This is a genomic window from Marinomonas balearica, assembly GCF_004362145.1.
GTDB lineage: Bacteria > Pseudomonadota > Gammaproteobacteria > Pseudomonadales > Marinomonadaceae > Marinomonas > Marinomonas balearica.
Genome location: NZ_SNXC01000013.1, coordinates 212920 through 238625, shown reverse-complemented (window position 1 = coordinate 238625; position 25706 = coordinate 212920). Strand labels below are relative to the sequence as shown.

Sequence of the window (25706 nt, the reverse complement as noted above, 5' to 3'; positions counted from 1 at the left end):
GAAGAAGGTTTTAATGGAAGCAGATAAACTCATGCTTAGTTGTTCTTGTGGCAGTATAAAAGGACACGTTTCAGGCATAAACCCTCGTTTAGGTAACCGAATAAAGTGCTACTGCAATGATTGTCGTAGATTTGTTTCGATGTTTGAGGAAGGTAAAAAGTACATAGATCAACAAGGCGGATCTGAAATTTTGCAGGTCCCACCTAGTCATGTGAAGATTGACGAAGGGAAAGAGCACCTTGGTTGCTTGAAGCTTTCAGATAAAGGACTTCATCGCTGGTATTCTAATTGTTGTAAAACGCCTTTATTCAACACAGCGGGATTAAAAATTCCATTTGTAGGTATTTTTGGACATTTTATCGAAGATGAACATTACGAAGCTCATGTTGGTCCAGTTTTAGGGGGAGTATTCAAAGACTCTTCTTTGACGCCGATAGTGAATAAAATTGGCCTAAACTATTCTAAACCTAGAATTTTAAGCCGAATGGCTTTTCAGCTAGTCACCTGGAAAGTATCTGGTAAAAGTCAACCAAATTGCCTATATGAAAGTTCGGGTAAGGCAATAGTAAAGCCAGAGATTGTCAAAAATATTGCGAGTTAATCTTTTCCCGTTTAGTAAACTTTTTTATCTTGTAAATGACGCTTACCGTTTTGATAGGCGCCATTTCCAATTATTGCTTACTAGAGTAGCGAAAAGCTTCGACTGACAATGCGTTAATTTGTGAAACGTCCATGTCGCTTGTTACGACTGTGATCCGCCCTAGATAGATGTTTGGCACTTCGTCTTTTCGATCTTGTAAATAGTACTTGATCGCTTCAGCTGTTGCGACACCAGCGTCATCACTCATACGCATTGGTGTGGCGTTCAATTCTCCTGATTTTATTTTCTCAATTTCCTTTGCAGTGCCTCCCCAGCCTGTCACGAAGATATCGTCTAATTTACCTTCGTCTTTAATGGCCTCTATTGCACCGATTGTCATGGCGGTGTTAGCGTTGTGAAGTAATGCTACTTCTGGGAAATTTTTAATGATTAGGTGTGCTCCGTCGGAACCGCCGCCTTTTTGGTATTGGCCAAAGTGCTCATACACGTTAAGCCAATCCGCCTTTTGTTCAACGCAGTCAGAAAACAATTGAGACCTCTGTGTATCCGTAATTCCCGGAATACCTCGATTTAGAGCGAAATAGACATCATTTCCGAGTTTTTGGATCAATGCATCGCACAATGCTTTTGCCCCTTGAGCGCTTGAGAAATCAAACCAAGCATCAGGGGAATGATCCCACGTTGGATCGGGAGTATGAAAAGCCCATATAAAGGTGTGAAATTCATCGCTTTTTGACAGTTTTTGAATGTTATCCGATTGGATCTTGAGTTCTGTCGGGCCAAAAATCACAAAATCAAAATCTTTTGCATTTTCTGTGACTTCATCAACGTATTTCGATTGTAAAAAGTGCTCAATTTGAAGAGACGAATATTCTTTTATCGTATATGGAATGTTTAATTCTTCGAGCCTACCTACCATCGCTTTATAGTTTCGCACCCAATAATCAGAAATATCGGCACTTGGGTAAATGAGAGCGATATTAACCGGAGACGTGATATTTTCTGTAATCGGAACACTGTCCGAACTTACAGTATCGTTAAAAGATATGTTGGTGGCAGCAATCGCATGATTAATACCCGAAACGGTAGAAAGTGCAAAGAACGCCGCTAGAAACGTGTTTTTTTGTAAGATCATGGGGGTACGACTCTAACAATAGGGTTATTATATTAATCTAGCATATTATTATCGTGTCACCTTTGAGTAATCAATAATTATGTTCAATTTGATGACCGCTGTATTTTTGTTGCTTGCCTTCGTAGCGAAACCTATTTTCGCAAGCGACTCTGAATTTATTAGTTACGCAAAAGCGCGTGTTGCTTCTGCTACTTCTGTCGCTCATAAATGGGATGGCCCGACAATTGGCCCCTTTTCCCAAATAGGAAAAAAAATTGTTTTTGTAGCGTCTAACCTTCGTAATGGTGGAGTAAATGGAGTAGCGCAAGGGGTTTCCGAAGCAGCCAGTCATACTCAGTGGGATTTGAGATTTATTGATGCCCTAGGTTCAGAGGTGAGACAAGGCGCAGCCATACGTCGCGCCGTTGCAATGAATCCAGACGGCATCATACTGGGTGGGATCGATATTGAACACCACAAAGAAGTGCTTAAAGTTGCCAAAAAGTTAGGTATTTCATTGGTCGGATGGCATGCCAGTGATTCTGTTGAGGGGAATGAAGAGTTTGGGTTGTTCGCAAACATAACAACGGATCCAATGGAAGTCGCTGAAATCAGCGCACTCATGGCCATTGCTGAATCATCAGGTGATATGAAGGTGGCATTGTTCACTGATAATCGTTATAGCATTGCAACATTAAAAGCCAATGTGATGAGAAAGACCGTAGAACGATGCACAACGTGTGTGTTAGTAGACTCATTCGATATCCCTTTAGACAAAGCGGCAAACAATACCCATAAAGTAGTTACTTCTTTAATATCAGAAGAAAACGTGACTCATATTTTGGCAATTAATGACTTGTATATTGATTTCGCCATTCCAGTATATGAGCAATTTCAAAGCTTAGGGTTACGTGTCCCCGTCAATATATCAGCCGGAGACGGCAGTATGGCTGCATATCAGCGTATTAAAAAGGATCATTTTCAGCTTGCAACCGTGCCTGAGCCACTCTATATGCAAGGCTGGCAAGTCATTGATGAGCTGAATAGAAGCTTTAACCAATCCCCACCGAGCGGCTATATTGCTCCTGTTCATATCATTACTCAAGAAAACGTCTCTGAACTGATTGGTAAAACGGGTGTTTATGACCCAAAAAACAATTATCGTGAAGCATATTTGTCTATTTGGCTTGATAAAGAAGGAGAAACTCAGTGAAAGTATCTTCTTTAGCAGCGCGGTTGTATGCGTCGACTTTTTTACTTTTTGCCATCAGCGGTATCGGTTTTTATGTTGTTATTCGATCTTTAGCGTCGGTCGAGGCTACGTTAGAAGAGCGTTCCTCAGATCATATCCAGTCTTTGACCAGTAACTCTCAAGCAAGTCGTCAGGTTTTTGATTTGGTAACGCGAGTGCAATTGCTTGAGCAAACTATTCTTTATAGTGAGTCAGTTCTCATCGAAGAGAGTTTTAATATCGGTGAGCAATTACAGGCATTGAAGGACCTTTCTGAAAACGGTGATTTTGGGCTGCGTATCGACGAGTTCGTGCAAAATTTCCACCGGTTTCTCGGCAGCTCTATTACTCTAAATCAAGTGATCAAAGAGCTAAACAAACTTGATGATCGCATGGGTGTAGAAATAGAAAAACTGGATTTTGAGTATACCGATTATCAGCTTGAACGACAGGGTGCCGGATTAGCGTTTGACCATGTGTTTGAAGACCCTATGAATATGATCCGGGAGGCGTATTTAACCATTGGGAAAAAGATTGCCTCCATTCGCACTCGTATAGCGCCTGAAACGGAAAAAGTCTTAATCATCGAGGTGGAAAAAGAACTGGATATCCTCATGTTGCACTTAGAAAACTTTTCAGTGTCTTCTAATGTTTACCAAGCAACAGAATTTAATCGTATTAAGAAGCAAATGAAACGTACGATTATAAAATACAAAATGTCACTACGAAAAATGAAAGCGAACCTAGATCAGCGTTGGATTGTCATGGATGACCTTGTGGAGTCGCAAGGCTTGTTGCTTAATCTAGTGAAATCAAATGAAGAATCAGTCAAATCCAGCGCTGTCAATTTAAAACTGCAGTTAGAAGAGAATGTCGCCCAGTCTCGAACACAAGTTACGATTGTGACATTCTGCGCTCTAATATTTGGCTTGACGTTTATTTATATTGTTGTAAGCAAACATATAAATAAGCCTTTAAACCGATTAGTTCGTGGACTCAGAAAGCTTGAGGACAGTGATTTTAATTTGAGAATCGATCTAGGTCGCGCTGATGAATGGAAATCCATAGAAAGTGCATTTAACAGCATGGCGCAGAGGCTAAAAGAGAGTTATAACCAGCTTGATACAGAGCGAGAAAAGTTTAACTATCTTGCTCATCATGATCCGCTTACTGGGCTTTCCAACCGTTTATTAGGAACCTTGCATCTAAAAGACGTTATTCAGGCCAATAAACGAAACCGCAAGATGTTTGCGCTCCTTTACTTGGATCTCGACCAATTTAAAAACGTAAACGACTCGTTAGGGCATGATGTCGGCGATGACCTTTTGGTTAATGTCGCAACGACCCTCAATGAGATTGTAAGTGATTTCGGTGTCGTGGCAAGAATGGGTGGTGACGAATTTATGGTGATTTTGGATAAAGTAAACTCGATAGCCGCTACAGAGGCGATTGCAAAGTCGATCAATAAAGCGTTGCGTCAACCTTACTTCTTGAACGATAAAACAATATTCGTTTCTTCCAGTATCGGTATTTGCATTTTTCCAAATCATGGGGAAGATGTGGATGTGTTAATTCGAAACGCCGATACGGCGATGTATGAGACAAAAAAACACGGACGCGATGGCTATCGAATCTACACAGACAAGCTAACTGAAGCGGCAAAGCAGAGAATATCGATCTCAACGGGATTGCATAATGCCATTGATCAAAATGAGCTGGATGTATTTTATCAGCCTCAATATAACTTAGTTACAGGGAGGCTGGTTGGGGCCGAGGCTTTGGTGCGATGGAGACACCCGACTAAGGGGTTGTTGTTACCCGTGGATTTTATTGGCGTTGCTGAAGAAACAGGTGTTATTTCTGAGATTGACGATTGGGTTTTTGGTCGGGTAAGTCGTGATGTTGAGAGCTGGCTCGACGCCGGCCTCTCATTAAGAGATGTTAGAATTTCGGTCAATATATCGGGTCAAAAGTTTTTCTCAACCGAGTTGACGGATCGTCTGGAGCGATTTAAGCAGGAAAAACCTCATATTGTTGCTCTGCTGACACTTGAGGTACATGAGCAAGATGTCATGAAGAACGCGGTCTATGCGCGAGAATTAATTCAACGCTTAAGAGATAAGGGCTATAAACTCGCTATTGATGATATTGGTACGGGGCGCTCATCACTGGCGTTCTTACAAGGATTGCCTTTGGATTATATGAAACTTGATCGAAGTGTTGTTCATAATGTTAGCTCAGGTGAAAACGATTTTGCTTTTGTGAAAGCATTTTTGTCGTTAGCGCAGGAGCTAAATATCGAGGTGATTGCCGAAGGAATTGAAGAAGAGCTTCAAGCCAAGAAACTGCGTGAAGCTGGCTGTCATGTGATGCAAGGTTTCATGTATTCGTATCCTCTTCCAAGAGCAGAGTGGGAAGGCGTTCTTTATGATAAACGAGGACTCTAGGGCCAATTCAAAACTACATTCTTACGCATGTTTTGCTTTCTTTTGAACCAATGTGCAAAAGTGCCTTTTTCATTGCCATGGGAGCAGCAAAAGAGCTTCCTTTGATTGGCGGCCAGACAGTTTTCGGCAAGTCGGTGCTTTTTCTCTGAGAAACCTGTTCAATATTAATGTCCTCACAACCGTCTTCGTTAACGTCGTACCCAATGGGCTGGCCTTTATTGTTGTCAATTCGGTGTAGTTCATATGCCGCCTGCTCATAAACGTCAACAAATACGTTATTCGCAATAAAGTGGCTAAGCTCCGGTTCTTTAGCGCCAACAGTGATAACACCTTTCGCGAAAGACAACGTATTAACAGTTCGAGAGCCGCTGTTGCCTGCGATTGTAAACACTTTAACGCCTTGAATCGTCAAGCTTTCTATTGCTCTTATTACTTTGTAGGTATCTGCCCATATTTCATCACGCTCCCCCCACGATTCTATCGTCTGGATATATAGCTCCCTTTTGTCTTTAGTGAATGGGAAGTTAAACGAACTTATTAATGTAGAGGATTCCCAAGACAGTACGAGAGCGTCGATTGGGAGGCTTGCCATCCTTGATAATATGACATGCAGGCTTGTTAATATTTCCTTCATTGGGCTACGTTTTCCGTCTATCGGGTAACGTGTAAAGGCAATTTGGGAATCTGCCGCGATCATTTGAACAATATCTCCGTGATAATACGGCTCTTTAATTCTATCTCGATCTATATCGATGACACCATACATCCAGGTATGCATTTCGCGCTCATCGTTGGTTAAGAAAGGTTCACTCGGCGGGTAAAAGCGATCAATAATAGCCGCTCGGTACAGGTGGGCAAGTTGGTCAGACTTGTTGATTTCATGTGTTGCTAATAGTGACGTACTAAAAAGTGCTACCGACATCGTGAATATAAGTATTCTAGTGCGCATTAAATAATAAAAAATGTTCACACTTCGTCTCCATTTATGGCAGCGAAGTAGTAAAGCAACTTTCGAATGTCTTTAGGATCGGCTAGAGAAGGTCGCCTTATTAATATCTGTCATACTTTATGTAGGGGCTAAGTAGATCGTGCTTCCTTAAAGTTGGTACAAAAAGACAAAAATTTCAACGTTGAAGCTGTAAATAAAAATTGGCTCCATTTGTAGGTGATTACGGCTAAATTAAGGTTTTGTTAATGTTATGGCGACAATATAATGGCTTACTTCAGGCGGTATGCCTTTATCTTAAAAGACGATTTGTCCGCAATAGAATGGAATAGATTATGCGAATATTAGTGGTTGAAGATGATCAATCTCTCGGAAAAGGCTTGTGTACGGCGCTAGGCCAAGATGGCTATACCGTAGATTGGTTAAAAGATGGGGTTCATGCAAATCAAGCGGTTCAATCTGAGCATTTTGATTTGATTATTCTCGACATAGGACTTCCTCGAATGGACGGTTTTGCAATATTAAAAAATATGCGCAAACATAAATCTAATATTCCAGTTCTGATATTAACAGCGCGTGATGCAATTGAGGATCGTATCTCAGGCTTGGACGCGGGCGCAGATGACTATCTTGTAAAACCGTTTGAAGTTGATGAATTGAAAGCGCGTGCGAGAGCGTTGATTCGAAGATCATCTGGGCGTGCAAGTTCTCACATTGAGTATAAAAACATTCGGATTGAGCCCAGCGCCCAACAAGTGTTTATGGATGAGCAAGAAGTGATTTTAACGCGCAGAGAATATTCTTTGCTTGTAGAGCTAGTCAGTCATCCTGGTCACGTTTTCACTCGTGATGTGCTGCAACAGTTATTATATGGATGGGGGGATGATGTGGAGAGCAATACCTTAGAAGTCCACATTCACCACATTCGAAAAAAACTGTTTACGGAGCTTGTTAGAACAGTAAGAGGAGTGGGTTATATTGTTGACGCTGAGTGAGTTTTATCGAGTTAAAGTCACGCCTCATCTCCCGAGGTCGATTAAAAAGCGAACAGTCTTATTTGTAATGCTAATTATTGGGCTGAGTAGCATTTCCGTTGGCATAATTGGAACGTATCTTTCTGCGCACGAGGTCGAAGAACTGTTTGACGCCCGTCTGGCTCAGCAAGCACGGCAACTGGCTCAAATGACTGATGTTGAGCACTTTGATGGTCAAGCTAAGGTTATTTATCCAGCAATTCTTCCAGAAGACTCTGATGATGACGATGAGTCGGGTTTAGAGTACGAAGGCAAACTACATTATCAATTGTTTGCTGATGGTAAATTGGTTGTCGTATCGGGAGACCATTTATTGCATCCATACGATCAAGATGCTTATGGATTTGGAATGGCGGAAACGGATAACCATCATTGGTATACCTTTTCATTGACTATTAATAAAGACGGAAAAGAAGTTGCAGTTGTGGTGGGCGAGCGTTCGGATATTCGAAGGGAAACCATTTCTCAAGTTGCTGCTCAAGCGTTTTTCTCGAGTTTGTTCACCATTCCTATTTTAGCGATACTCGTTTGGGGAGCGGTAAGGTTGGGCTTGGAACCATTGAATATATTGGTTCAAAAAATCCGCAATTTACGCCCTCAAAAGTTGGAGCTGATTCAACTGACAGATGTTCAGGAAGAATTAGCTCCCATCCAGGTGGCATTAAATACACTTTTACAAGAAATTAACGATGCAATGGAGCGTGAAAAGCGCTGGATCGCTGACGCAGCACACGAGTTACGAACACCGTTGGCTGTACTGAAGTTACATGCACAAAATGCAACCAATGCGAATGATGAAGAAACTCGAAACGAAGCGCTTATTCAGCTTTCAATCGGCGTAGATCGTAGCTCCCGAATCGTTGAGCAGCTTCTTGCTTCTGCACGCATTGAAAATGAACGTAGTCTCGCTAAACAAGATCAACAGATTGACGTGCTTTCTGCAACGAGATCAGTCATTGCTGGGCTGTATCCGATGGCTTGGGAAAAAAGAGTAGCGCTAGAGTTGGTTGAAAATTTAGATGAGCCGCTTGTCTATCCAATTCTGCAAAGTCACTTGGATATCCTATTACAGAACTTAATTTCAAATGCGATTAAATTCTCTCATCACGGTAGCGCTATCAAGGTTGGCCTGAGTAAGGTAAATCAGAAGTATTTTCAGCTTTCAGTGATAGATGAGGGTGAGGGAGTTACATCTGAAAATAAACAGCGAATGCTAGAGCGCTTTTTTCGTGCAGGCGAGCAGGCCGGCGCGGGATTGGGATTGTCAATTGTAAAATCGATTGTTGATATGTATGACGCAGAAATTCGTTTAGAGGATACAGAGCCTCAAGGGCTTTCTATCTTCATTGAATTCAAGTTGATCATTGCTGAGTAACGCTATTGCCATCGAAATAAAGGCAGCGATGGAGAAAAATATTCAAAAATAAAAATGTATACAAAAAAAGTTTGAGCTCATATCATTGTCTAAAACAAGGAGGGTGATATGAGTTCAGTTGTAAAAGACGTCAGTATAAGTGCGGTTCTAGCAGGATTCATTGCGGTCTTGGTTGGATTTTCCAGCTCGGTCGCAATTGTTTTTCAAGCTGCGGATGCGTTATCTCTTAATGAATCAACCAAAATTTCTTGGATTATCGCTCTGGGAATCGGCATGGCGACGACGTGTTTTTTCCTTTCTTGGTACTTCAAGGCACCTATTGTAACGGCTTGGTCCACTCCTGGAGCAGCGTTACTTGCAACGAGTCTAGACGGTGCAAATTACGCTGAAGCCATAGGCGCATTCATTTTTTCTGCATTGCTTATGATTCTAGTCGGCGTTACAGGTGTCTTTAATCGTCTAGTGAAACTCATTCCGTTGCCTATCGCGTGCGCTATGTTAGCAGGAATATTGTTTCAATTTGGCCTTTCAATATTTACCTCACTGCAATCGCAAACATTTATGGTTGGCGCCATGTTTTTAGGGTATTTGTTTTCTAAAAAAATGAACCCGCGATATGCGATTCTGATTGTTCTTTTCATTGGTTTGATATTTGTTTTGTTCCAAAAGGGGTCGGTATTTGAGGGGTTGTCCTTTGAAGTAGGAGCTTTGGAGTGGGTTATGCCGAAATGGAATCTAGGGGTAATTTTAGGGGTAGGCCTACCACTTTTTATTGTCACCATGTCTTCGCAGAATATACCTGGTGCCGCCGTTTTAAAAGTAAATGGCTATAATGTACCCGCTTCTGGCTTAGTTGGTTGGACAGGTGTTGCTTCTTTACTATTGGCTCCTTTTGGCGGTTATGCCATCAATTTGGCAGCGATTACCGCCGCAATCTGTGCAGGAGATGAAAGTCATCCGAATCCAGGTAAACGCTATATTGCGGGAATGTCGGCTGGCATTTTTTATCTACTTGCGGCGCTAGGCGGAGCATCCATCGTTGCATTGTTCGCAAACTTACCGCATGAAATGGTAGCGACCTTAGCGGGCTTAGCGTTACTTGGAACAATTGGCAGTAACATTAAAACTGCGCTTGAGACAGATGAAATGCGAGAAGCGGCCTTAGTCACTTTTTTGACGACGGCATCAGGTATGTCGCTATTTGGGGTTGCCTCTGCATTCTGGGGGATTGTGTTGGGCGTTTTATGCTTGATAATTCAGCGTAATTCGCGCGGATGAGGAACCAGTGGTGAAACTTGACCTTGTTGATAGAGTTAAATCCGATATTCTTAAAGGTGTATTTGCTAGAGGTCAGACAATTCGACAGCAAGAGTTGTCAGAACGATATGGTGTGAGTCGTATCCCAGTACGAGACACTCTAACCCAACTTAAATCAGAGGGGTGGTTAGTAAAGTGTGGAAAGGCTGGTGTTAAGGTGCCTAAGCTAGATGCTCAAGTTGCCGAGGACTTGTATTGGATGCGTTCTATATTGGAACCAAAGCTTCTTGGGATGTCATTCGAACATATTACGCATGAGCAAATCGGGAAAGCAAAAGACGTTAATCTTCTGTTGGACAATGAGCACTTAGCATTGATCGAAAAGGGTCAATTGAATTGGCAATTTCATGCGGCATTATATGCACCCGCGAATAGAGAAACTCTATTTGAGACCGTGCGACGTCTAAATACTCAAGCTATTCAATATTTGGGGTTCCAATATGGCCCTATGGCCCGTCGTAACGTCAGTCAACAAGAACACAAAGATATGTTAGTGTTGATAGAAAATCGTCAATACCGTGACGCGCAGGCTTTGCTGGAGTCTCATATTGTCGAAGCTGGCATGTCGCTGGTGGACTATTTAAAGTCAATATAGAGCAGTATATTGAGCAAAAAAGGATAACAAGAAAGTTGGTTGAGAGTTCATTTTTGGCGAGAAAAACGTCACAAAAATCCCCATATGCAAAGATGCATGCGTTGGTTGCTGATGAGTTTGAAAACTCCCGGCAGTCAATCCGAAAAATGCTTGTTACTTTGGGAGTTGCGCATGTTGATGTTATGTCGACAGGGAAAGCGGTTCTTGAAGCGTGCCGAGCCAAAAAATACGATTTAATTTTATGTGATTTTCGTTTGGGAGGCGACAAAAATGGGCAGCAGGTACTCGAGGAATTAAGAGAATCAAATTCGCTCAAGAGTGATGCCATTTTTGTAACCATATCCGCGGAAACAAGTCGAGATGTCGTTATGGGAATTATGGAATCTCAGCCCGATGAATATCTTGGGAAGCCTTTTACACAAGGCGTTCTTGAGAAGCGCCTACACCGATTATACAGCCAATCTAAAGCGCTTTCTAAAATGAAAGTCTTGGTCTCAAAAGGCGAATATCAAACCTTGGTGTCGTTGTGTAAAGCTCATATAGACGAAGAGGGAAGATACAGTCCTTGGTGTAAAAAAGCGCTCATTGATGCTTATCTTGCTTTAAATCGTTGGCAAGAGCTAGAACAGCTCTGTAATGAGGAGCTAAAAATACGTGATTACGACTGGGCTTGGCTGGGGTTAGCGAAACTGTCAATTGCACAAAAGAAATGGGATGAAGCCATAAAACATCTTGAACATGTGTTGCAATTATTTCCTCAAGTTATTGTTGCATATGACTTATTGGCGGACTGCTTAAAAGAAAAAGGAAAGCTCAATGAGGCCCAAGACGTATTAGAAAATGCCCTAAAAATCTCACCCAGAATACATAAACGTCAGCGCGACATGGCGGTTGTTAGTATGGAAAACGGCGATATTCAATCCGCATTAAAAGCCAGTCAGCATACGTTAAAACTTGGGATGAATTCCATTCATGAAAATCCCGATGATTATATCAGATTAGCCGACGTGCTTTCTGAAAGCGTACAGTCTTGTGAGAATGCCAGTGAAAAAAAACGGATGGGAAATGAGGCGTTGTCAACATTAGGGCAAGTCTCGAAGCGCTATGCGACGGATGAAAAAGTAAAGCTACGCAGAACGCTTGCCGAAAGTCGATTGTATGCGTCACAAGGGAGTGACTCGCTACGGGATAAGTGTCTTCAAAGTGCCAATAAGCAAATGCTTGAAAATCCAAGTTTAGAGGAACCAGAAATTGTTCTCGAACTAGGTAAATCATTGTATATGGCAGGTAAAGAAGATGAATCGCAGAAATTGCTTTCAAAATTGATTGACTCGCGGGATATTGATCCCGAATTGCGACAGTTAGCATCTGACTTTTTAGATGAGCCCGTTTCTACATTTGACCGAGCAAAAGCTAAGGATTTGAATAAAACAGCTTTGGAAAGTTATGCTAAAAGAAACTATCAAGAAGCTGTCGATATATTTAAAGAAGCGTTGAGCTTCTCATCACGTCACCCCGGGTTAAATCTAAATTTCGTTCAAAGTGTGTTACGGCTTATGGAAGGTTCGGAGAAAAACGCTAGGATGGTACGCGAATGTACTGAAGCATTGAGCCGATTGGAGCATATTTCAGTTAGTCACAAGCAGTATAAGCGCTATGAAAGTCTTAAAAATATTGTGAGCCAGTACGAGGTGAAATAATGTCTAAGGGAACTACCGAAAAACCGTTTGTATCGTATCCGATATTTAAGGAAGCATTGCCTGCTTCTGTCAACGATATGAAAAACTCATTAAGTTTAGTTTTGCAAACGTTAGATGTCATACATGACAATGCTGCCGACGTCGATTCGCATTCGTTGGCAATGGTTCAATACGAAGCGACTAGAATGCAAAATACGTTAACAGAGCTTCAAAACTTCTATCTTCTCGAAAAAGACTTACTCACTATACAAATGAGTGAAAGCTATGTCGTAGATCTGGTTGAAGAGCAGGTTGCTGCAAACTCCACGCTTTGGAAAACAAAAAATATTAACGTTGAAGTCACGGGGGATGAAGATCTTTGTGCTTACGTTGATGCGAGTTTGGTTTCAAGTGTAATAAACATAGGTTTGGTTAATGCAAGTCGATATACGCGTGATCAAGTGCAAGTTCGTATTGAAAAAGAAGGTCATGGTGTATTAGTGGTTATTGATGATAATGGTGATGGATATCCTGACTTCATACTTGAAAAGTTTAAAAAGTTGCTGGCGGGCAGTGAGGCAACTGAAACCAATGCGCAAACCTTAGCTTGGTGTTATTGTAACGCCATTTTAGACATCCATAAGAACCATGAAGAAAAGGGTCGGACTGGCTTAAGTAATGCCAGCTTGCTTGGTGGAGGGCGTTTCGAAATTTATTTGCCTTGATAAACCACTTTGCTAGGTGTTAAGTGGTTTATCACGAGAATTTCACGTGTGGAAACTCGTCTTTGTCGTCGCTATTGAGGCAAAAAGATAGACAAGCGTGCTCCGCCTAATGTTGAAGACGAGCCTTTTTCAATATAACCACTACGGTCTGACTTTATGTGAGCTTTAGCAGAAAGCTCAGTGAAATATAGGCCCAAGCCAGTATTTGCATCGAACATCATGCTTTCTTCTTCTGGTTCGTGATTGTCGAAACCATTACCGTCGTCTTCTATAGCTATTTCTAAATAGTCATTGTGTGTTTGGGCGGAAATCTCGATCTTATTTTTTGCGAATCTGAGTGCGTTGTATACACCCGTGCTGACAACGGCCGTTAAAAGCCTTTCATCGAATATCGCAACGAGATCGGGCGATGTGTTGTAGGACAGCTTGAGGCTTTTGGCATTGGCAGATTGAGTGAGTGCAAACACCTGATCATCAAGAAATTCATCTAATGAACAATAGTCATAATGCAATTCATACCCGTCAGAAGCAAGTTTGTAGAGATATAGGTATTCTACCCATTCATCATTTAGTTGCTTTAGCCCCTCTTCAAGTTTCTGGACTTTTTGTTTGTCTGTGGAGGATTGCGCGATCTCTTTCACACTTTGAAGTTGATAAAGCAATGTACCAACTTGGTTTTTACTTTCGTGAATTGCACTTGCCAAGATTGTGCTAATGTCCATCTTTTTCATAAAAGTGTACCTTAGAAAAGATTGCTAAATTTCTTTTTAAACTCTGCGTCAGGTTCTCTAGCTACGCCATTTTCAGCTTCATTTGTCCACATTTCTAAAAGCTGCTTGGCTGTTTTTTCATCACCATTTGCATTGTACAGAGCGATTTCAGAATGGTAAGTGTGAGCCTTTACGTCAGGATCTTCAAAGAATTGTTGGTGTATTTTTTTTAACGTAGCGTTAAAGTTGTCTCTTTGACGAGGAGTAAATTCTCCTGATTCTGCGATAGCGACGATTGAACGAAGATGTTCAAGATAGATGTCGGCTTCATTGAAGCAAGAGTGTTTAGCCAGATAAACTGCACGGCGAAAGGACATTTCGGCCGTCATGCTGTCTTCAACGCTCATACTCAGTTTACCCAGTTCGATCTGCCGTAATATATTTTTTGGGGATCGCATGACTGCATCCACTAAAACGGTTTGCGCTTCGTCCAAGCTGCCTTTTTTGACAAGTGTTTTCGCTAGCCAATCATAAGAGTTAACGAAAAACTTATTATCAAGCATCAGTTGCCTAAAGCTAGATTCTGCTTTATCAAGTCTCCCCAAATTGTAATTAGCTTTCGCCTTCCCAAATAAAGCCCAAGGCATCTTTCGTTCTTTCAGATGACGATCAAATACGCTTAGGGCTTCTTCGTTTTTCTCCAGTGTTAGAAGACAGTCTCCGATAATTCGACCGCATTTGCTTTCTAGGTAGGGGGCTTCACTCGACACTTTATTCGCTTCAAGAATCGCGGTAGAGTAATCTTGAGCATCTAACGCGATATTAACTTTTTTGAGTTTATTTTTTACGTCAATAAGCTTAGTTAAACGGCGCTGAAGAGTTGCTTGAGAAAAGGGCTTTGTAATGTATCCGTCGGGTTGGTATTCAATGGCACCCATGACCATTTCTATAGAAGTCTCCGCGGTCACCATAAGATAAGTAGCTGTGTTGGGAATCAGGTGGGAGTACCGGACTTCTTCTAGAAGCTGCTGACCATCTTTGCCCTTACCTAAGTTATAGTCAGAAAGAATGATGTCATAATTGTTGCTTTTTAACAGCTCAATAGCAGTCTCAGCTTTCATCGCAATATCAATTGAGCGAAAACCAAAGTCAGTGAGCATCTTCTTCTGCATGATTCTGGCTTCAGCCATATCTTCGATCAACAGGGCTTTCTTTTTAGAAAAGTCTTCAGGGTTCATAAAACATTCTCACTACAACTCACTAAAGGAATGATCTGTTTTGCTGTACTACAAGGTCTTCTGAAAAAATTTCATCTTCCTCTGAAGTCTGCTGGGGAATTGCATAGCTTTCATTCGCCCAATCGCCCAAATCAATCAGTTTGCAGCGGTCACTGCAAAACGGTCTATATTTATTTTTTGTAGACCAAAGAGATTTTGTTCCGCAGGTGGGACACGCTATTAGCGTAGTAGATTCACTGCTGGTCATTTAACGTCTCTAAAATTTTCAAATGTACATATTTCACTTTATCACCCAAAGCTTCTGTTTTTCCAGTGTTTTTAATAATGTAGTCTGCTTTCTCGTCTCTGTCAGATTGAGAGTACTGAGCATCGAGTATTTTTTGTACTTGTTCAGGAGTTTGATCATCTCGTTTAGTTACCCGGCTAATTTGAATGTTGGCGGGTACACTAATTGAAATAACAAGGTTGCAAATGGATTCCTGACCTTTTTCGTATAATAAAGGATGAACAAGTACGGCATAGGCAGATCGCGTGTTGTGGAGTTTGTCTGTAAGCCTTGCTCGAACGGCGGGGTGGGTGACAGACTCCAGCCAGAGCCGCTCAGCCTCATTTGAGAAGATAATGTCTCTAAGCTTTTTCCTATTTAAGCTGCCAGAATGGTCAATAATGCCACAGCCATATTTCATTTCAATTTTTTTCAGCACTTCTGAGCCTGGCGCAACAACTTCCCGAGCAACGTCATCAGCGTCCACGGTCTCTATTCCCAGCTTATTAAATTCAAGAGCAACGGTGCTTTTTCCAGATCCAATACCGCCAGTAAGACCAACTATAAAGGGAGTGCTCATAATAAGAAACCAATGACGTAATATAGGCTAATTGAAGACGCTGCGAGAAAAGGGCCAAAAGGGATTTGTGTAGTGCGGTTCATTTTCATAACCAAAGCGTAGAGAATTCCAATAGTGGCTGCAAGCATTAGTAAGTAAGGTAGGTAGGAAAAACCAAGCCATGCACCGATTGCTGCTAGCAATTTTGCATCACCTAGCCCTATGGCTTCAACCTTTCGGATACAAAGATAGATAAATCTTAAAAGATAAATAAGAGAGTAGCCGAGAATAAGCCCGAGTACGTTATCTACTAACGGCTGATGGTTTACTATGGCTGGGATAAAAGCACATGCAATTACGATCAAGGAGCACTCGTCGGGAATCCACTTGTTTTCAATATCAATAACTGTTGCCACAAAAAGGCTTAAAAGAATTAGAAAAGTGCATACGAACTCCAGTGGCGCTAGCTCAAGCAAAATTAGGGGAGAGCCAATAAATACAAAGCCTAATTCGACAAATGGATATCGTTTTGATACTGCATTATTGCAATGCCGGCAACGACCTTTGTTCAGAATAAATGATATGACTGGGATTAAATCAAGAAACCCCAAGGTGTGATTACATGATGGGCAGACGGACCTTCCTGATGTAAATGAGGGGGGTAAAGTGCTGTCTTTTTGAATATCGTCACTCACCGAGGGGGTTGATGATTTGAGTATATTTTGAGCTTCAAGTTGCCACTCTTTTTCGCATCGAATTGGAAAGCGCCATGTGAAGCTGCTTATAGCGCTACCAATAACTGCCAAAAATGCAATATACAAAATGAGTTGAGCGACATTAATATCCAATGGATTTTGCTTCCAAAAGTGGGCTGTATATTTCGAGGATCGTTGTACCCACGAGGCAGCCTGCAAAAAATAAACACAGAACCGGAATTACTTTGGTTACATACGAAATTAAGGAGGCGCAACGCGATGTTTGAAATGTATAACCACGATCGAGCGCTTTCTCAACTTTGTCTCCCGTCTGCGAGCTAGCCATCATACTATAACCTGTCGTGTCGAACCAAGCTTTGGGAAAAGCTCTTTGAATTTCAATACCTTGTCTAATTTTAAGCTCGAAGCGGAGAGCCTGACTCAATAATAAAGACGATCTAAGGTTTTGCCGTGCTGACTTGATGGCTAAATGAGTAGGGATGCCTGACTTGATTAAACAGGAGCTCAAACCAAATAGACCTTTAAGTTGTAAGGCAGTCGAATGCTTTTCTATTGTTCGAAGAATTGCACCAGTGTTTGCCATGAATAATGCAGTGGCTTGTAGAAGAGTGATGGCACTCCACATGCTAAGGGGAAGAATAGGCAAAGGGGCTGTATTTTTGCTAAACATTACTGAGTTTAGTATCAGAACACTAAAAGACGCTTGTATTACAAAAAACGGGTAAAGAAGGGCCTGAAATAGTTGTTGGCTGTATTTGATTGATGTTGATAGCTCATCTGCGGCGGCTTCTATCATTGTTTGTGTCGTCTGGTGAGTCGAGTTGTCAATCAAATAATTAGTGTAAAATTGAAGGTCTTTAACGCAAATTGCCTTAATTGAGTCTTTCAATGATGCGCCCGCTTGCAACCTGCTTAGTACAATTTCAATGCAGGGCGTGAGAGATCCAGTGTTTTGTTGACTTCGCAATGAACAAAGAGTCTCTTTGATAGTAAGGCCCTGTTGAAAACCGAGTGAAAATTCCTTGAGTAGTCGATGTAGCGCCTTCGCTGACAGCTTTCTAAACTTCAGTAGAGTATATTGCCTATGGCTATACCTGCTTGAAACCATGTGAGTTTTTACGTCAAGCGGGTTGTCGAACCATAGAATAGAATAATTCGAACTACCTAAGTCCTCGTTCTTTCTAATATGGTTGACCTTATACCAAGGCATCGGCTGCGGCTCCGTGTTTTTCTGTAATGGTTACCCCATCGCGTTGCCATATATTATTGTGAGTATGCATGGCTTCATATCCAGAAGGCATAGTTGACCAGGAAGGCGAGAGTAGGTTGAAGCGAGGAACGGGAAGTTCGTTAATATAGGTCATACGCTGATGTACGATAATGTTTAATGCGCTCGCAAAGGAAAAATAGTCGACTCCCCAGTGTTTAAATCTATGAATGACATCAATTGCAGAGTTTGCATGGACGGTAGCGAGCACTAAATGCCCTGTTAATGCGGCAGATACGGCTAAACTGGCGCTTTCTGTGTCTCGAAGCTCTCCTATCATGATGACATCCGGGTCTTGCCGTAGAAAAGAGCGCAAGATACTTTGAGCTCCTTGTCCTATTTTTACGTTTGGTTCACATTGAAATGCGCCTTCCACGGGATATTCCGCCGGATCTTCTATTGTAAAAATAGACCTTTCGCCGTTATTCAGCTGCGCTAAGCATGAGTACAATGTGGTGGTCTTTCCTGCTCCTGTTGCGCCGCAAACTAAGCATAACCCAGAGAGCTTTTTAATGGCGTTTAGTAATGAATGCTGTTGAGAGGAATCCATGCCTAGCTTGGGGATAGGTCTGAGAGACTTATTGGGCAATAGCCGCAGCGCGGCTTTTTCGCCTTTTGTAGTCGCTATAATGCTGACTCGCACGGGTACTTGTTCGCCATCTGAATAAAATAAAAACTGTCCTTCTTGAGTCTTTTTCGTTTCCGATGTCTCTAAGTTTGCCAGAACTTTAATTCTATTAATCAGGTTTGAAGAATTTTGTTTGTAATGTGTTGAACTTAGTTTCCCAGCGATGCGTCGCTGGATGGTCATTCCATTTAGGCAAGAATGTAGGTGAATGTCTGTCGCCCTCAGATTCAGAGACTCGGATAATAAATGCTCAAGGGTCATTATCTACTCCTCATCCAAATCATTCAGCGTGCAATAGCTTGGAGCGATGGTTGCTACAAGATTGCTTAGGCAGTCCCAATAGCCACTAGTATTCTTTGTGTATTTTATATAGCTGCCGCTTTCAATGCTGAGGTTGCTATTAAGTGTCAAAACAATACTGCCAGATAAGCCTTCTACGTCACTTACGGAATAGCTTTTTAATAGCTCGATTGAATGGGAATTGGTGTATTGATCGAGTGTGGCTTTTGTTGGGAAATCGTTTTGGCTTATTTGATATTCATCTACGGCAGATTGTAGTTCTGATGCGTAAGATTCCACTTCAACTAATTTGGCTTTGGTTATATGGCGCTGTAGAGATGGGGCAGTTGCGGAAGCAAGTATCGCTATGATGGCTATAACGACCATAAGCTCAATTAGGGTGAAGCCACTATTAATGTGGCGAGTGCAGCGTGTCATTTCTTCCTCCATGAAGATCTGATGTTTTGTTTAACTTGAATCAAGTTCCATATGACTCAGTTAGGTAAACAAAATAAGGCAATTTTAAGTAGAGAGTGAGAGTTCATTAAGCTGAAGCGTAAAATGAACTCTGCTTAGTAGTGTAACTATTTTCGTATGAGGATAATAGAGTTTGATTTAAATTGGTGTTGTTGGTTGGTGCTGAGCGGCTAGCTGCTTCGGCTTGGAAGGCGCTGTCGTTAGTACTGCTATTATTGCTTTTTTCTTCTGTGTTGTTTGACGGCTCGGTTGTCTTGCTATCAACTGGGGCGGTGGCTTCTTTTGCGATTTCGGCTTTCGCTTCGGCTATGTTTGATTGCGCTTCACGTGCTACATTTTGATCCGCTGCGGAAGGCTCTACGGGAGCAAGGGCAGCACGGTAGACTTGTTCCATTTTAGCAATGGTTGCGTCTGGGTCACCTGAAACTTCTCCCACATCTATTTGTACTTCGCCATCAGTTGCGTAGCGTTGGCCATCGGGGCCTTGTTCATAGGAATACTGTGGTGCGCCTGCATATTGTCCGCCGACGCTTGCATGAGCTTGCTCGTGGGTAACGACCTCATCATGACGATCTTGAAGTTGTTCAACTTCTTGCTGTTCTTCTTCAGTTAGTTCTGTTGGATTGCTCTCTTTGTTTTCTTCGCTTTCTTCAGTATTTTCAGAAGTGACTGTATCGGTGCTTGACGCGTCTTCTGCATTTGGCTTCTGCTCAGCAGAGTCTTCGTTATAGGCTTGTTGTGATTCTTCAGACAGTGTTATCGAATAGTCGCTTGAGGCTCTGAGGCCGATGTTGTCTTCAGCGCCAGCGGGGGCATTAATCGCGTTAGTATCTTCCTGGCGAGCGGAATGAAGGGATTGAGCTTCGTATGAATAAGAAACGCCACAAGACGATGAAACGCTACAAGACATATGTGTTACCGATTTCTAGCTGACTCTTACTTTAAACTAGACGGTGGGATATATCCAGAAGGGCATCTATATGAAAGAAAGCGAATAAATATAAAAAAACTATATTTATTCGCTTGTAGCAGGTGATTAAGCGTTGGCTTTAGCTTCTGCTTGTCCGGCTTGAATAGCCGTAATTGCTATGGTGTAAACGATATCGTCGACTAGTGCGCCGCGAGAAAGGTCGTTTACAGGCTTCCTGATACCTTGAAGCATAGGACCAATGCTGACCACGTCTGCACTTCGCTGTACTGCTTTATAGGTTGTATTACCTGTATTTAAGTCAGGGAATATAAAGACTGTTGCCTTGCCTGCAACTTTACTGTTAGGTGCTTTTTGCTTCGCAACTTTCTCCATGATGGCTGCGTCGTATTGAAGTGGGCCATCAATGAGTAGATCTGGACGTTTTTCTTGTGCCAATCGTGTTGCTTCACGCACTTTGTCGACATCGTTACCGCTGCCCGAACCTCCAGTGCTGTAACTGATCATCGCAACTTTTGGTGTGATACCAAATGCAGTCGCAGAATCCGCACTTTGAATAGCGATTTCGGCTAGCTGCTCTGCTGTTGGATCAGGGTTGATTGCACAGTCGCCATATACAAGTACTTGGTCTGGTAAACACATGAAAAACACCGAGGATACCAGAGAGGCGTCCGGGGAGGTTTTTACAAGTTGAAGTGCAGGTCGAATGGTGTTTGCGGTTGTATGTATCGCACCTGATACCAATCCATCAACATCCTCCTGTTGTAGCATCATCGTGCCTAGGGCAACGTTATCTTGCAATTGCTCCATCGCAACGATGTCTGTTAAACCACGGTGCTTACGAATTTCGACCATGGGTGAAACGTAGGTTTGACGAATGGTTTCGGGTTCGATGATCTCTACGCCGTTTCCAATTTCGATGCCATTATTCTGAGCGTTGCGTAGAATTTGCTCTTTGTTGCCAAGTAGGACTGGGCGAGCAATGCCGCGCTCAGCACAAATAGAAGCGGCTTCAATTGTACGAATCTCTTCACCCTCTGGCAAAACGATGCGCTTATTGAGTTCACGCGCTGTTTCTATCAAGCGGTATCGGAATGCAGGAGGAGAAAGTTTACGCTCTTCCTGATTGCGAGCAAAAGAGTTGATCCATTCATGGTCGATGCAGCGAGCAATGTGCTCTTTGACCATTAAGATTCTATCTTTGTCATCTAGTGGGATCTCTTGGTTGAAAGACTGCATGTTGATGGCAGTATCCCAGCTATTAGAGTCAACAGATAAAACAGGAAGGCCTTTGGCCATTGCTTTGCCGCATAGTTGCATGAGAGCTTCACTAGGTTGGTATCCACCAGTCAATACCAGAGCAGAAATTTTCGTATCATTTAGTGCGGCAATTGCTGTCGCCATGATAATGTCTGTTCGGTCTCCTGGTGTGAATACCAATACGCCGGGGCGAAGTGCTTCCAACATGTTTTCGACGCCACGTGCACAAAGAGTGTAGGATTGAACTCTTCGAGTTTCGATTTCCCCAGCATTTATTATGCGCGCATCAAGGAAATCTGCAACATCTTGCACTCGTGGGTAAGTCAACTCTTCTGCGACCGGAATTTGGCCTAGAAGCTTAAAGTTGCGCTTAAATATGCTGCGTTGGGCAAAAGAGTCGCCGTAAGATTTTGCGCCAAGAGACCCTGGAGTCGTCTTGTTTAAAATACACCCGATTACGTCCGCAGCTTTAATACCGCCATACGAGCCAGCAGCAATCTCAACGTGATGCTCTAGCTCTTTGACTCTCATGTTGTTTGGTGCTGTCACGAGAACCAAATCCGCATCTAAGGTCTTTGCGATGGCCTTATTCAAGCGCGTTGCATAAGGGTGTCCAGCTATTTGAGCCAGACCTTCAACGATGACAGTTGAGTCCTGTTCAATGCTATCCTGAAAGCGCCCTACAACTTCCTCCATTAGTTCGTCAATGTTGTCGTTGTATAGGTAGCGCTCAGCATCTTGTAGCGGGATCGATTCAGCTGTTGTTAGTGTGGACCCTTGTGCCACCATAGCTGCGGATCTGTCAGGACCCTCATCACCAGGTCTTGGCTGTGCAATAGGTTTGAAAAAACTTGCTTTTAGACCTTGTTGTTCTAGTGCCCTTACAAGTCCTACAGATACGGAAGTAAGTCCAACGCCGGGTCCAGTGGGTACTGTCATTAACACGTTAATAGACATTGTGTTTGTTGTCCTCGATATTTAGTGCGCTTGTTCAATAAGGCTGATTGTATCCATTGCAATCATTAGTTCTTCATTCGTTGGAAGAATCCAAACTTTAACGTTCGCAGTTTCGTCAGAAATAATGCAGTTTTCACCCCGAGGTGCGTTACTGTTTTTCTCTGAATTAATAGTGATATTTAGCGCTCTTAGCGACTCACAAATCTTGCCGCGTAGATAATCTGAGTTTTCGCCGATTCCTCCCGTGAAAACAACATGATCCAAAGTGTCTAATGTTGTTGCCACGCTTGCTAAGCTTTTCGCCGCTCTAGACGCGAACATGTCTAATGCAAGTTTTGCGCGCTCATCGCCGGCAAAAACAGCATCCTCAAGAGTGCGGCAATCACTTGAAATCTCCGACACACCAAGTAAGCCACTCTTTTTATTGAGTAGATCAATTGTTTCATCACAGCTAATGTTTTCAGCGTTACTGATAAACGAAACTAGGCTTGGATCAACACTGCCAGAGCGTGTGCCCATCATTAATCCATCAAGAGGTGTGATTCCCATGCTTGTATCGGTTGCTTTTCCATTTTGAATTGCACACGTAGATGCGCCGTTACCTAAATGGGCAACAATTACACCTTGAGAAGCACTCTCAGGAGCAACGCGAGCCAACTCTTGAGAAATATAGCGATAGCTCGTACCGTGGAATCCATATTTACGGAAGTTGTGACGGTTGTATAAATCCATCGGAATCGCATACAAAAACTGTTCGGTTTTCAGTGTTTGATGAAATGCAGTATCGAATACAGCGACTTGAGGAAGGCCCTCAAAAAGATTCTGAGATTCTTTAATGCCTTTAATATGCGCAAGGTTGTGCAATGGAGCAAAGCGGGCGCACTCTTCAATTCCTTTTACGACATCTTCGTCGATGATAACGGAAGAGGTAAAGGTTTCACCTCCGTGAACAATGCGGTGCCCAATGCCAACAATACTTTCTTGGATGGATTCATGCTGGTCTAGCCAGTTTTTAATTTCTGTCACAGCTTGGCGGTGACTTGAATCTGTTAAAGGAAGCGTGTTTTTAGTGCCATTGTGTTTGAATGTAATTGAGCTGTCATCGATTCCAAGTCTGTCTGCAATCCCCTCAACTAATACGTCATTCCCTGGAGTTGTAAGCACTGCAAATTTTAACGAAGAGCTTCCACAGTTAATAATAAGTACGCTTTTGTTCATGTCTATTCCTCGTCAACTCTTAGCGATAAATCAATTGCTTTAATGTGTTTGGTTAGTGCGCCAACGGAGATGTAATCGACCCCCGTTTTTGCAACCGCGATAATGTGCTCGTCGGTCATGTTGCCTGATGCTTCAAATCGAACTTGACCTTTAAAGGTCTCAACTGCGAAGGCCATGTCTTCTAAACTGAAGTTATCTAGCATGATGATGTCTGCACCTGCTTGAACCGCTTGTTTAACTTCGTCTAGGTTTTCGGTTTCAACTTCAATGGTTTTACCCGGTGCAATTTGTGCAGCTTTTGCAATGGCGTTGCCAATTGACCCTGCTGCCATAATATGATTTTCTTTGATTAAAAACGCGTCATATAGGCCGATTCGATGGTTAGATGCACCGCCAATTGTCACGGCATACTTTTGCGCAAGGCGCAAGCCTGGGATCGTTTTGCGTGTATCTAGGATTGACAGTTTTTTGTCGTCAACCAGTTTTGCATATTGACGAGATACGGTTGCGGTATATGACAATGTTTGGAGGAAGTTTAGTGCTGTGCGTTCGCCAGTAAGAATACTTCTCGCATTACCTTTTAGTGTAAGAAAAGGTGTATTTGGGGGAAGTTCATCGCCTTCGCTGAAGTGCCATTCCAGAGATACGCTGCTGTCGAGCTGCTGGAATACTTCAGTTACCCAAGGTGTTCCACATAGTACAGCGCTTTCTCTCGATATAACGGTGGCAGAGAAGACGTTCTCTTCGGGTATCAGCTGTGCGGTGATGTCGCCGGATTGAATGTCCTCGGCGAGCGCTTCTTTAACTTGTGCTTGGAGATTTGCTTTGAACTGTGCATCCAAAGATGTCATTTGGGCTCCGTATTTAACTGCGTAACAAAAAGTCGTATTGTAACTACATATTTTTGTTTCGTCAGTTAAGATTAAGTTTCTAAACTACAAAAAGTACGCCTAATTTCCTTGATGTCATTGTTTTTGGCTAAGTATTAAATGGAGTAACGATGGAATTATTGTTTTTTATTGCGGCAATACTTATTCGGGTAATGTTTAGTGCGCCTCCGCTAACCTTTGCTTTGTATGGGAAAATAACGACGATCATCTCCAAAAAGTTCGATGTTGATGGTGTGTGGGCCGAGTTTTTTGTTTTGCTTGGTGTGCTGGCCGTGATCTCAGCAGCTGGCGAGTGGTTTGGGCTGTGGTTTGTCGACTTTCTCGCAGGTGTCGGTTTTGTCTGGTGTTTTCTTTCGTGGGGGCAGTTAGATTTATGGACAAAAATTCAGGGGGGCTCGACACGCAATAGGGACGAACTTATTCATGTATTGAATCTTTTTGGTGATGAATTGGTGGAAGATAAAGGGCAGCCTTTGCCCGCGTTGCAATCAAAGTTTCAGATAAAAACGTTAACGTATTACTTCTTGTCGATATTTGTACTTTTGTTTTGTTACTTGTTTTTGGGTATGGAAGGTATTCTTATATACGTATTTCTATACTCGACTCCTGTTCAAGAAAATATTCTTGTTAAAGACTTTTTTAAGAAGGTGGTGGAGTGTCCTGCTGCTATATTAAGTGCACTTACAACAGGGGTTTCAGGAAGTCTCGGAGCTGTTTTTCAAGAGTTTAAGCAGTTTCAGTTTAAAGAGTTGCTTGATGGGCGAGGCGTTTTTATCAGTGTGGTTATCGCAGCGACCAGTGAATCAGAAAAAAGTAGTAATGAGCTTGAAGCGTTCAGGACGCTATTAATACGGTCGGTATACGTTATTTTATTCTGTTTTTCAGTGTATGTCGTCTTGTGATACGAGTTGTTGTGCGCGGTTTGTGCCGAAGATTTACAGGAGGGATTCATGCCTCTAACACCTGATATTGTTTGATTTGAGTCGGAAAATAACTTCCAAAAGCCATTGCTAACGGGATTATTGCGACAGATTACTAGGCGTTTTGAATTTTAGGTGTTAACCTAGCGCTCGAAATTTCTAAGTTAAAACAAAGGAAAATACCACCAAAACGTTGTTGCTCTTCACAATTAAAAAAGAGTAAATGACGGGGGCAAGGAGCTCTAATTTGACAAAAATAATTGATCAAATACTTGGTTGGGACGCAACTGTGAAGACAGGTATTTCGTACAACGGTATACAATATTGTCT

At 42.3% G+C, this 25706-nt stretch carries 24 protein-coding genes; 10 read left to right on the top strand and 14 right to left on the bottom strand.

What is annotated here, in order from left to right; translation table 11 throughout:
* Positions 1 to 13: 13 nt before the first annotated feature.
* Entirely contained in the window at positions 14 to 601 is a 588-nt protein-coding gene (locus DFP79_RS12975) for a DUF6151 family protein (protein ID WP_133504365.1), read from the top strand.
* A 70-nt stretch (positions 602 to 671) separates the two neighbouring features.
* Here the strand turns inward: DFP79_RS12975 and DFP79_RS12970 are convergent, their stop codons facing one another.
* Complete coding sequence (locus DFP79_RS12970) at positions 672 to 1736, bottom strand: substrate-binding domain-containing protein (RefSeq protein ID WP_133504364.1); 1065 nt, start codon at positions 1734 to 1736, stop codon at positions 672 to 674.
* Positions 1737 to 1815: 79 nt separating this feature from the next.
* Between DFP79_RS12970 and DFP79_RS12965 the strand changes: the two genes are divergently transcribed.
* A complete protein-coding gene (locus DFP79_RS12965; protein WP_133504363.1) occupies positions 1816 to 2928 on the top strand; it encodes a substrate-binding domain-containing protein in 1113 nt (370 codons plus the stop codon).
* Positions 2925 to 5393 carry an EAL domain-containing protein gene (locus DFP79_RS12960; RefSeq protein WP_133504362.1) on the top strand — a complete coding sequence of 823 codons (2469 nt, stop codon included), beginning with the start codon at positions 2925 to 2927 and terminating at the stop codon, positions 5391 to 5393. Before DFP79_RS12965 ends, DFP79_RS12960 begins: the two co-directional genes overlap by 4 nt.
* A 13-nt stretch (positions 5394 to 5406) precedes the next feature.
* Here the strand turns inward: DFP79_RS12960 and DFP79_RS12955 are convergent, their stop codons facing one another.
* Entirely contained in the window at positions 5407 to 6363 is a 957-nt protein-coding gene (locus DFP79_RS12955; RefSeq protein WP_133504361.1) for a hypothetical protein, read from the bottom strand.
* A 311-nt stretch (positions 6364 to 6674) separates the two neighbouring features.
* Between DFP79_RS12955 and DFP79_RS12950 the strand changes: the two genes are divergently transcribed.
* The 6 genes from DFP79_RS12950 to DFP79_RS12925 all read left to right on the top strand — a co-directional run bounded on the left by DFP79_RS12950 (position 6675) and on the right by DFP79_RS12925 (position 13064).
* A complete protein-coding gene (locus DFP79_RS12950) occupies positions 6675 to 7334 on the top strand; it encodes a response regulator (protein WP_133504360.1) in 660 nt (219 codons plus the stop codon).
* Positions 7318 to 8748, top strand: coding sequence for an ATP-binding protein (locus DFP79_RS12945; RefSeq protein WP_133504359.1), 1431 nt, complete (start codon positions 7318 to 7320; stop codon positions 8746 to 8748). Before DFP79_RS12950 ends, DFP79_RS12945 begins: the two co-directional genes overlap by 17 nt.
* Before the next feature lie 108 nt (positions 8749 to 8856).
* The gene (locus DFP79_RS12940; RefSeq protein WP_133504358.1) at positions 8857 to 10026 is read left to right on the top strand and encodes a benzoate/H(+) symporter BenE family transporter; all 1170 of its coding nucleotides are present in this window, start codon (positions 8857 to 8859) and stop codon (positions 10024 to 10026) included.
* Between the two features lie 10 nt (positions 10027 to 10036).
* Positions 10037 to 10660 (top strand): GntR family transcriptional regulator, encoded by a 624-nt coding sequence (locus tag DFP79_RS12935; RefSeq protein ID WP_133504357.1) that lies wholly within the window; start codon positions 10037 to 10039, stop codon positions 10658 to 10660.
* Positions 10661 to 10713: 53 nt separating this feature from the next.
* A complete protein-coding gene (locus DFP79_RS12930; RefSeq protein WP_133504356.1) occupies positions 10714 to 12360 on the top strand; it encodes a tetratricopeptide repeat-containing response regulator in 1647 nt (548 codons plus the stop codon).
* Positions 12360 to 13064, top strand: coding sequence for a sensor histidine kinase (locus tag DFP79_RS12925; RefSeq protein ID WP_133504355.1), 705 nt, complete (start codon positions 12360 to 12362; stop codon positions 13062 to 13064). The genes DFP79_RS12930 and DFP79_RS12925 overlap by 1 nt, the downstream gene beginning before the upstream one ends.
* A gap of 71 nt (positions 13065 to 13135) precedes the next feature.
* Here the strand turns inward: DFP79_RS12925 and DFP79_RS12920 are convergent, their stop codons facing one another.
* The 12 genes from DFP79_RS12920 to nadC all read right to left on the bottom strand — a co-directional run bounded on the left by DFP79_RS12920 (position 13136) and on the right by nadC (position 24417).
* On the bottom strand, positions 13136 to 13795 hold the full coding sequence (locus DFP79_RS12920; protein ID WP_133504354.1) for a sensor histidine kinase: 660 nt from the start codon (positions 13793 to 13795) through the stop codon (positions 13136 to 13138).
* An 11-nt stretch (positions 13796 to 13806) separates the two neighbouring features.
* Positions 13807 to 15012, bottom strand: a complete 1206-nt coding sequence (locus DFP79_RS12915; RefSeq protein ID WP_133504353.1) for a response regulator — start codon at positions 15010 to 15012, stop codon at positions 13807 to 13809.
* 22 nt (positions 15013 to 15034) lie between these two features.
* Positions 15035 to 15259: a DNA gyrase inhibitor YacG gene (gene yacG, locus DFP79_RS12910; protein ID WP_133504352.1), complete on the bottom strand. Its 225-nt coding sequence runs from the start codon at positions 15257 to 15259 to the stop codon at positions 15035 to 15037.
* Positions 15246 to 15857 carry a dephospho-CoA kinase gene (coaE, locus tag DFP79_RS12905; protein ID WP_133504351.1) on the bottom strand — a complete coding sequence of 204 codons (612 nt, stop codon included), beginning with the start codon at positions 15855 to 15857 and terminating at the stop codon, positions 15246 to 15248. The genes yacG and coaE overlap by 14 nt, the downstream gene beginning before the upstream one ends.
* On the bottom strand, positions 15854 to 16684 hold the full coding sequence (locus tag DFP79_RS12900; protein WP_166637704.1) for a prepilin peptidase: 831 nt from the start codon (positions 16682 to 16684) through the stop codon (positions 15854 to 15856). Before DFP79_RS12900 ends, coaE begins: the two co-directional genes overlap by 4 nt.
* On the bottom strand, positions 16674 to 17660 hold the full coding sequence (locus DFP79_RS12895; RefSeq protein ID WP_243730276.1) for a type II secretion system F family protein: 987 nt from the start codon (positions 17658 to 17660) through the stop codon (positions 16674 to 16676). Before DFP79_RS12895 ends, DFP79_RS12900 begins: the two co-directional genes overlap by 11 nt.
* 88 nt (positions 17661 to 17748) lie before the next feature.
* Positions 17749 to 18708, bottom strand: a complete 960-nt coding sequence (locus DFP79_RS12890; RefSeq protein WP_133504348.1) for a GspE/PulE family protein — start codon at positions 18706 to 18708, stop codon at positions 17749 to 17751.
* Positions 18709 to 18711: 3 nt separating this feature from the next.
* Positions 18712 to 19164 carry a pilin gene (locus DFP79_RS12885; RefSeq protein ID WP_166637703.1) on the bottom strand — a complete coding sequence of 151 codons (453 nt, stop codon included), beginning with the start codon at positions 19162 to 19164 and terminating at the stop codon, positions 18712 to 18714.
* 106 nt (positions 19165 to 19270) lie between these two features.
* Complete coding sequence (locus DFP79_RS12880; protein WP_133504347.1) at positions 19271 to 20113, bottom strand: putative metalloprotease CJM1_0395 family protein; 843 nt, start codon at positions 20111 to 20113, stop codon at positions 19271 to 19273.
* 126 nt (positions 20114 to 20239) lie between these two features.
* Positions 20240 to 22348 (bottom strand): phosphate acetyltransferase, encoded by a 2109-nt coding sequence (gene pta / locus DFP79_RS12875; protein WP_133504346.1) that lies wholly within the window; start codon positions 22346 to 22348, stop codon positions 20240 to 20242.
* A 21-nt stretch (positions 22349 to 22369) separates the two neighbouring features.
* On the bottom strand, positions 22370 to 23566 hold the full coding sequence (locus DFP79_RS12870; protein ID WP_133504345.1) for an acetate/propionate family kinase: 1197 nt from the start codon (positions 23564 to 23566) through the stop codon (positions 22370 to 22372).
* Positions 23567 to 23568: 2 nt separating this feature from the next.
* On the bottom strand, positions 23569 to 24417 hold the full coding sequence (gene nadC / locus DFP79_RS12865; RefSeq protein ID WP_133504344.1) for a carboxylating nicotinate-nucleotide diphosphorylase: 849 nt from the start codon (positions 24415 to 24417) through the stop codon (positions 23569 to 23571).
* Positions 24418 to 24566: 149 nt separating this feature from the next.
* Here nadC and DFP79_RS12860 point away from each other — a divergent pair, with 149 nt between their 5' ends.
* Positions 24567 to 25358: a hypothetical protein gene (locus DFP79_RS12860; protein ID WP_133504343.1), complete on the top strand. Its 792-nt coding sequence runs from the start codon at positions 24567 to 24569 to the stop codon at positions 25356 to 25358.
* Positions 25359 to 25706 lie beyond the last annotated feature (348 nt).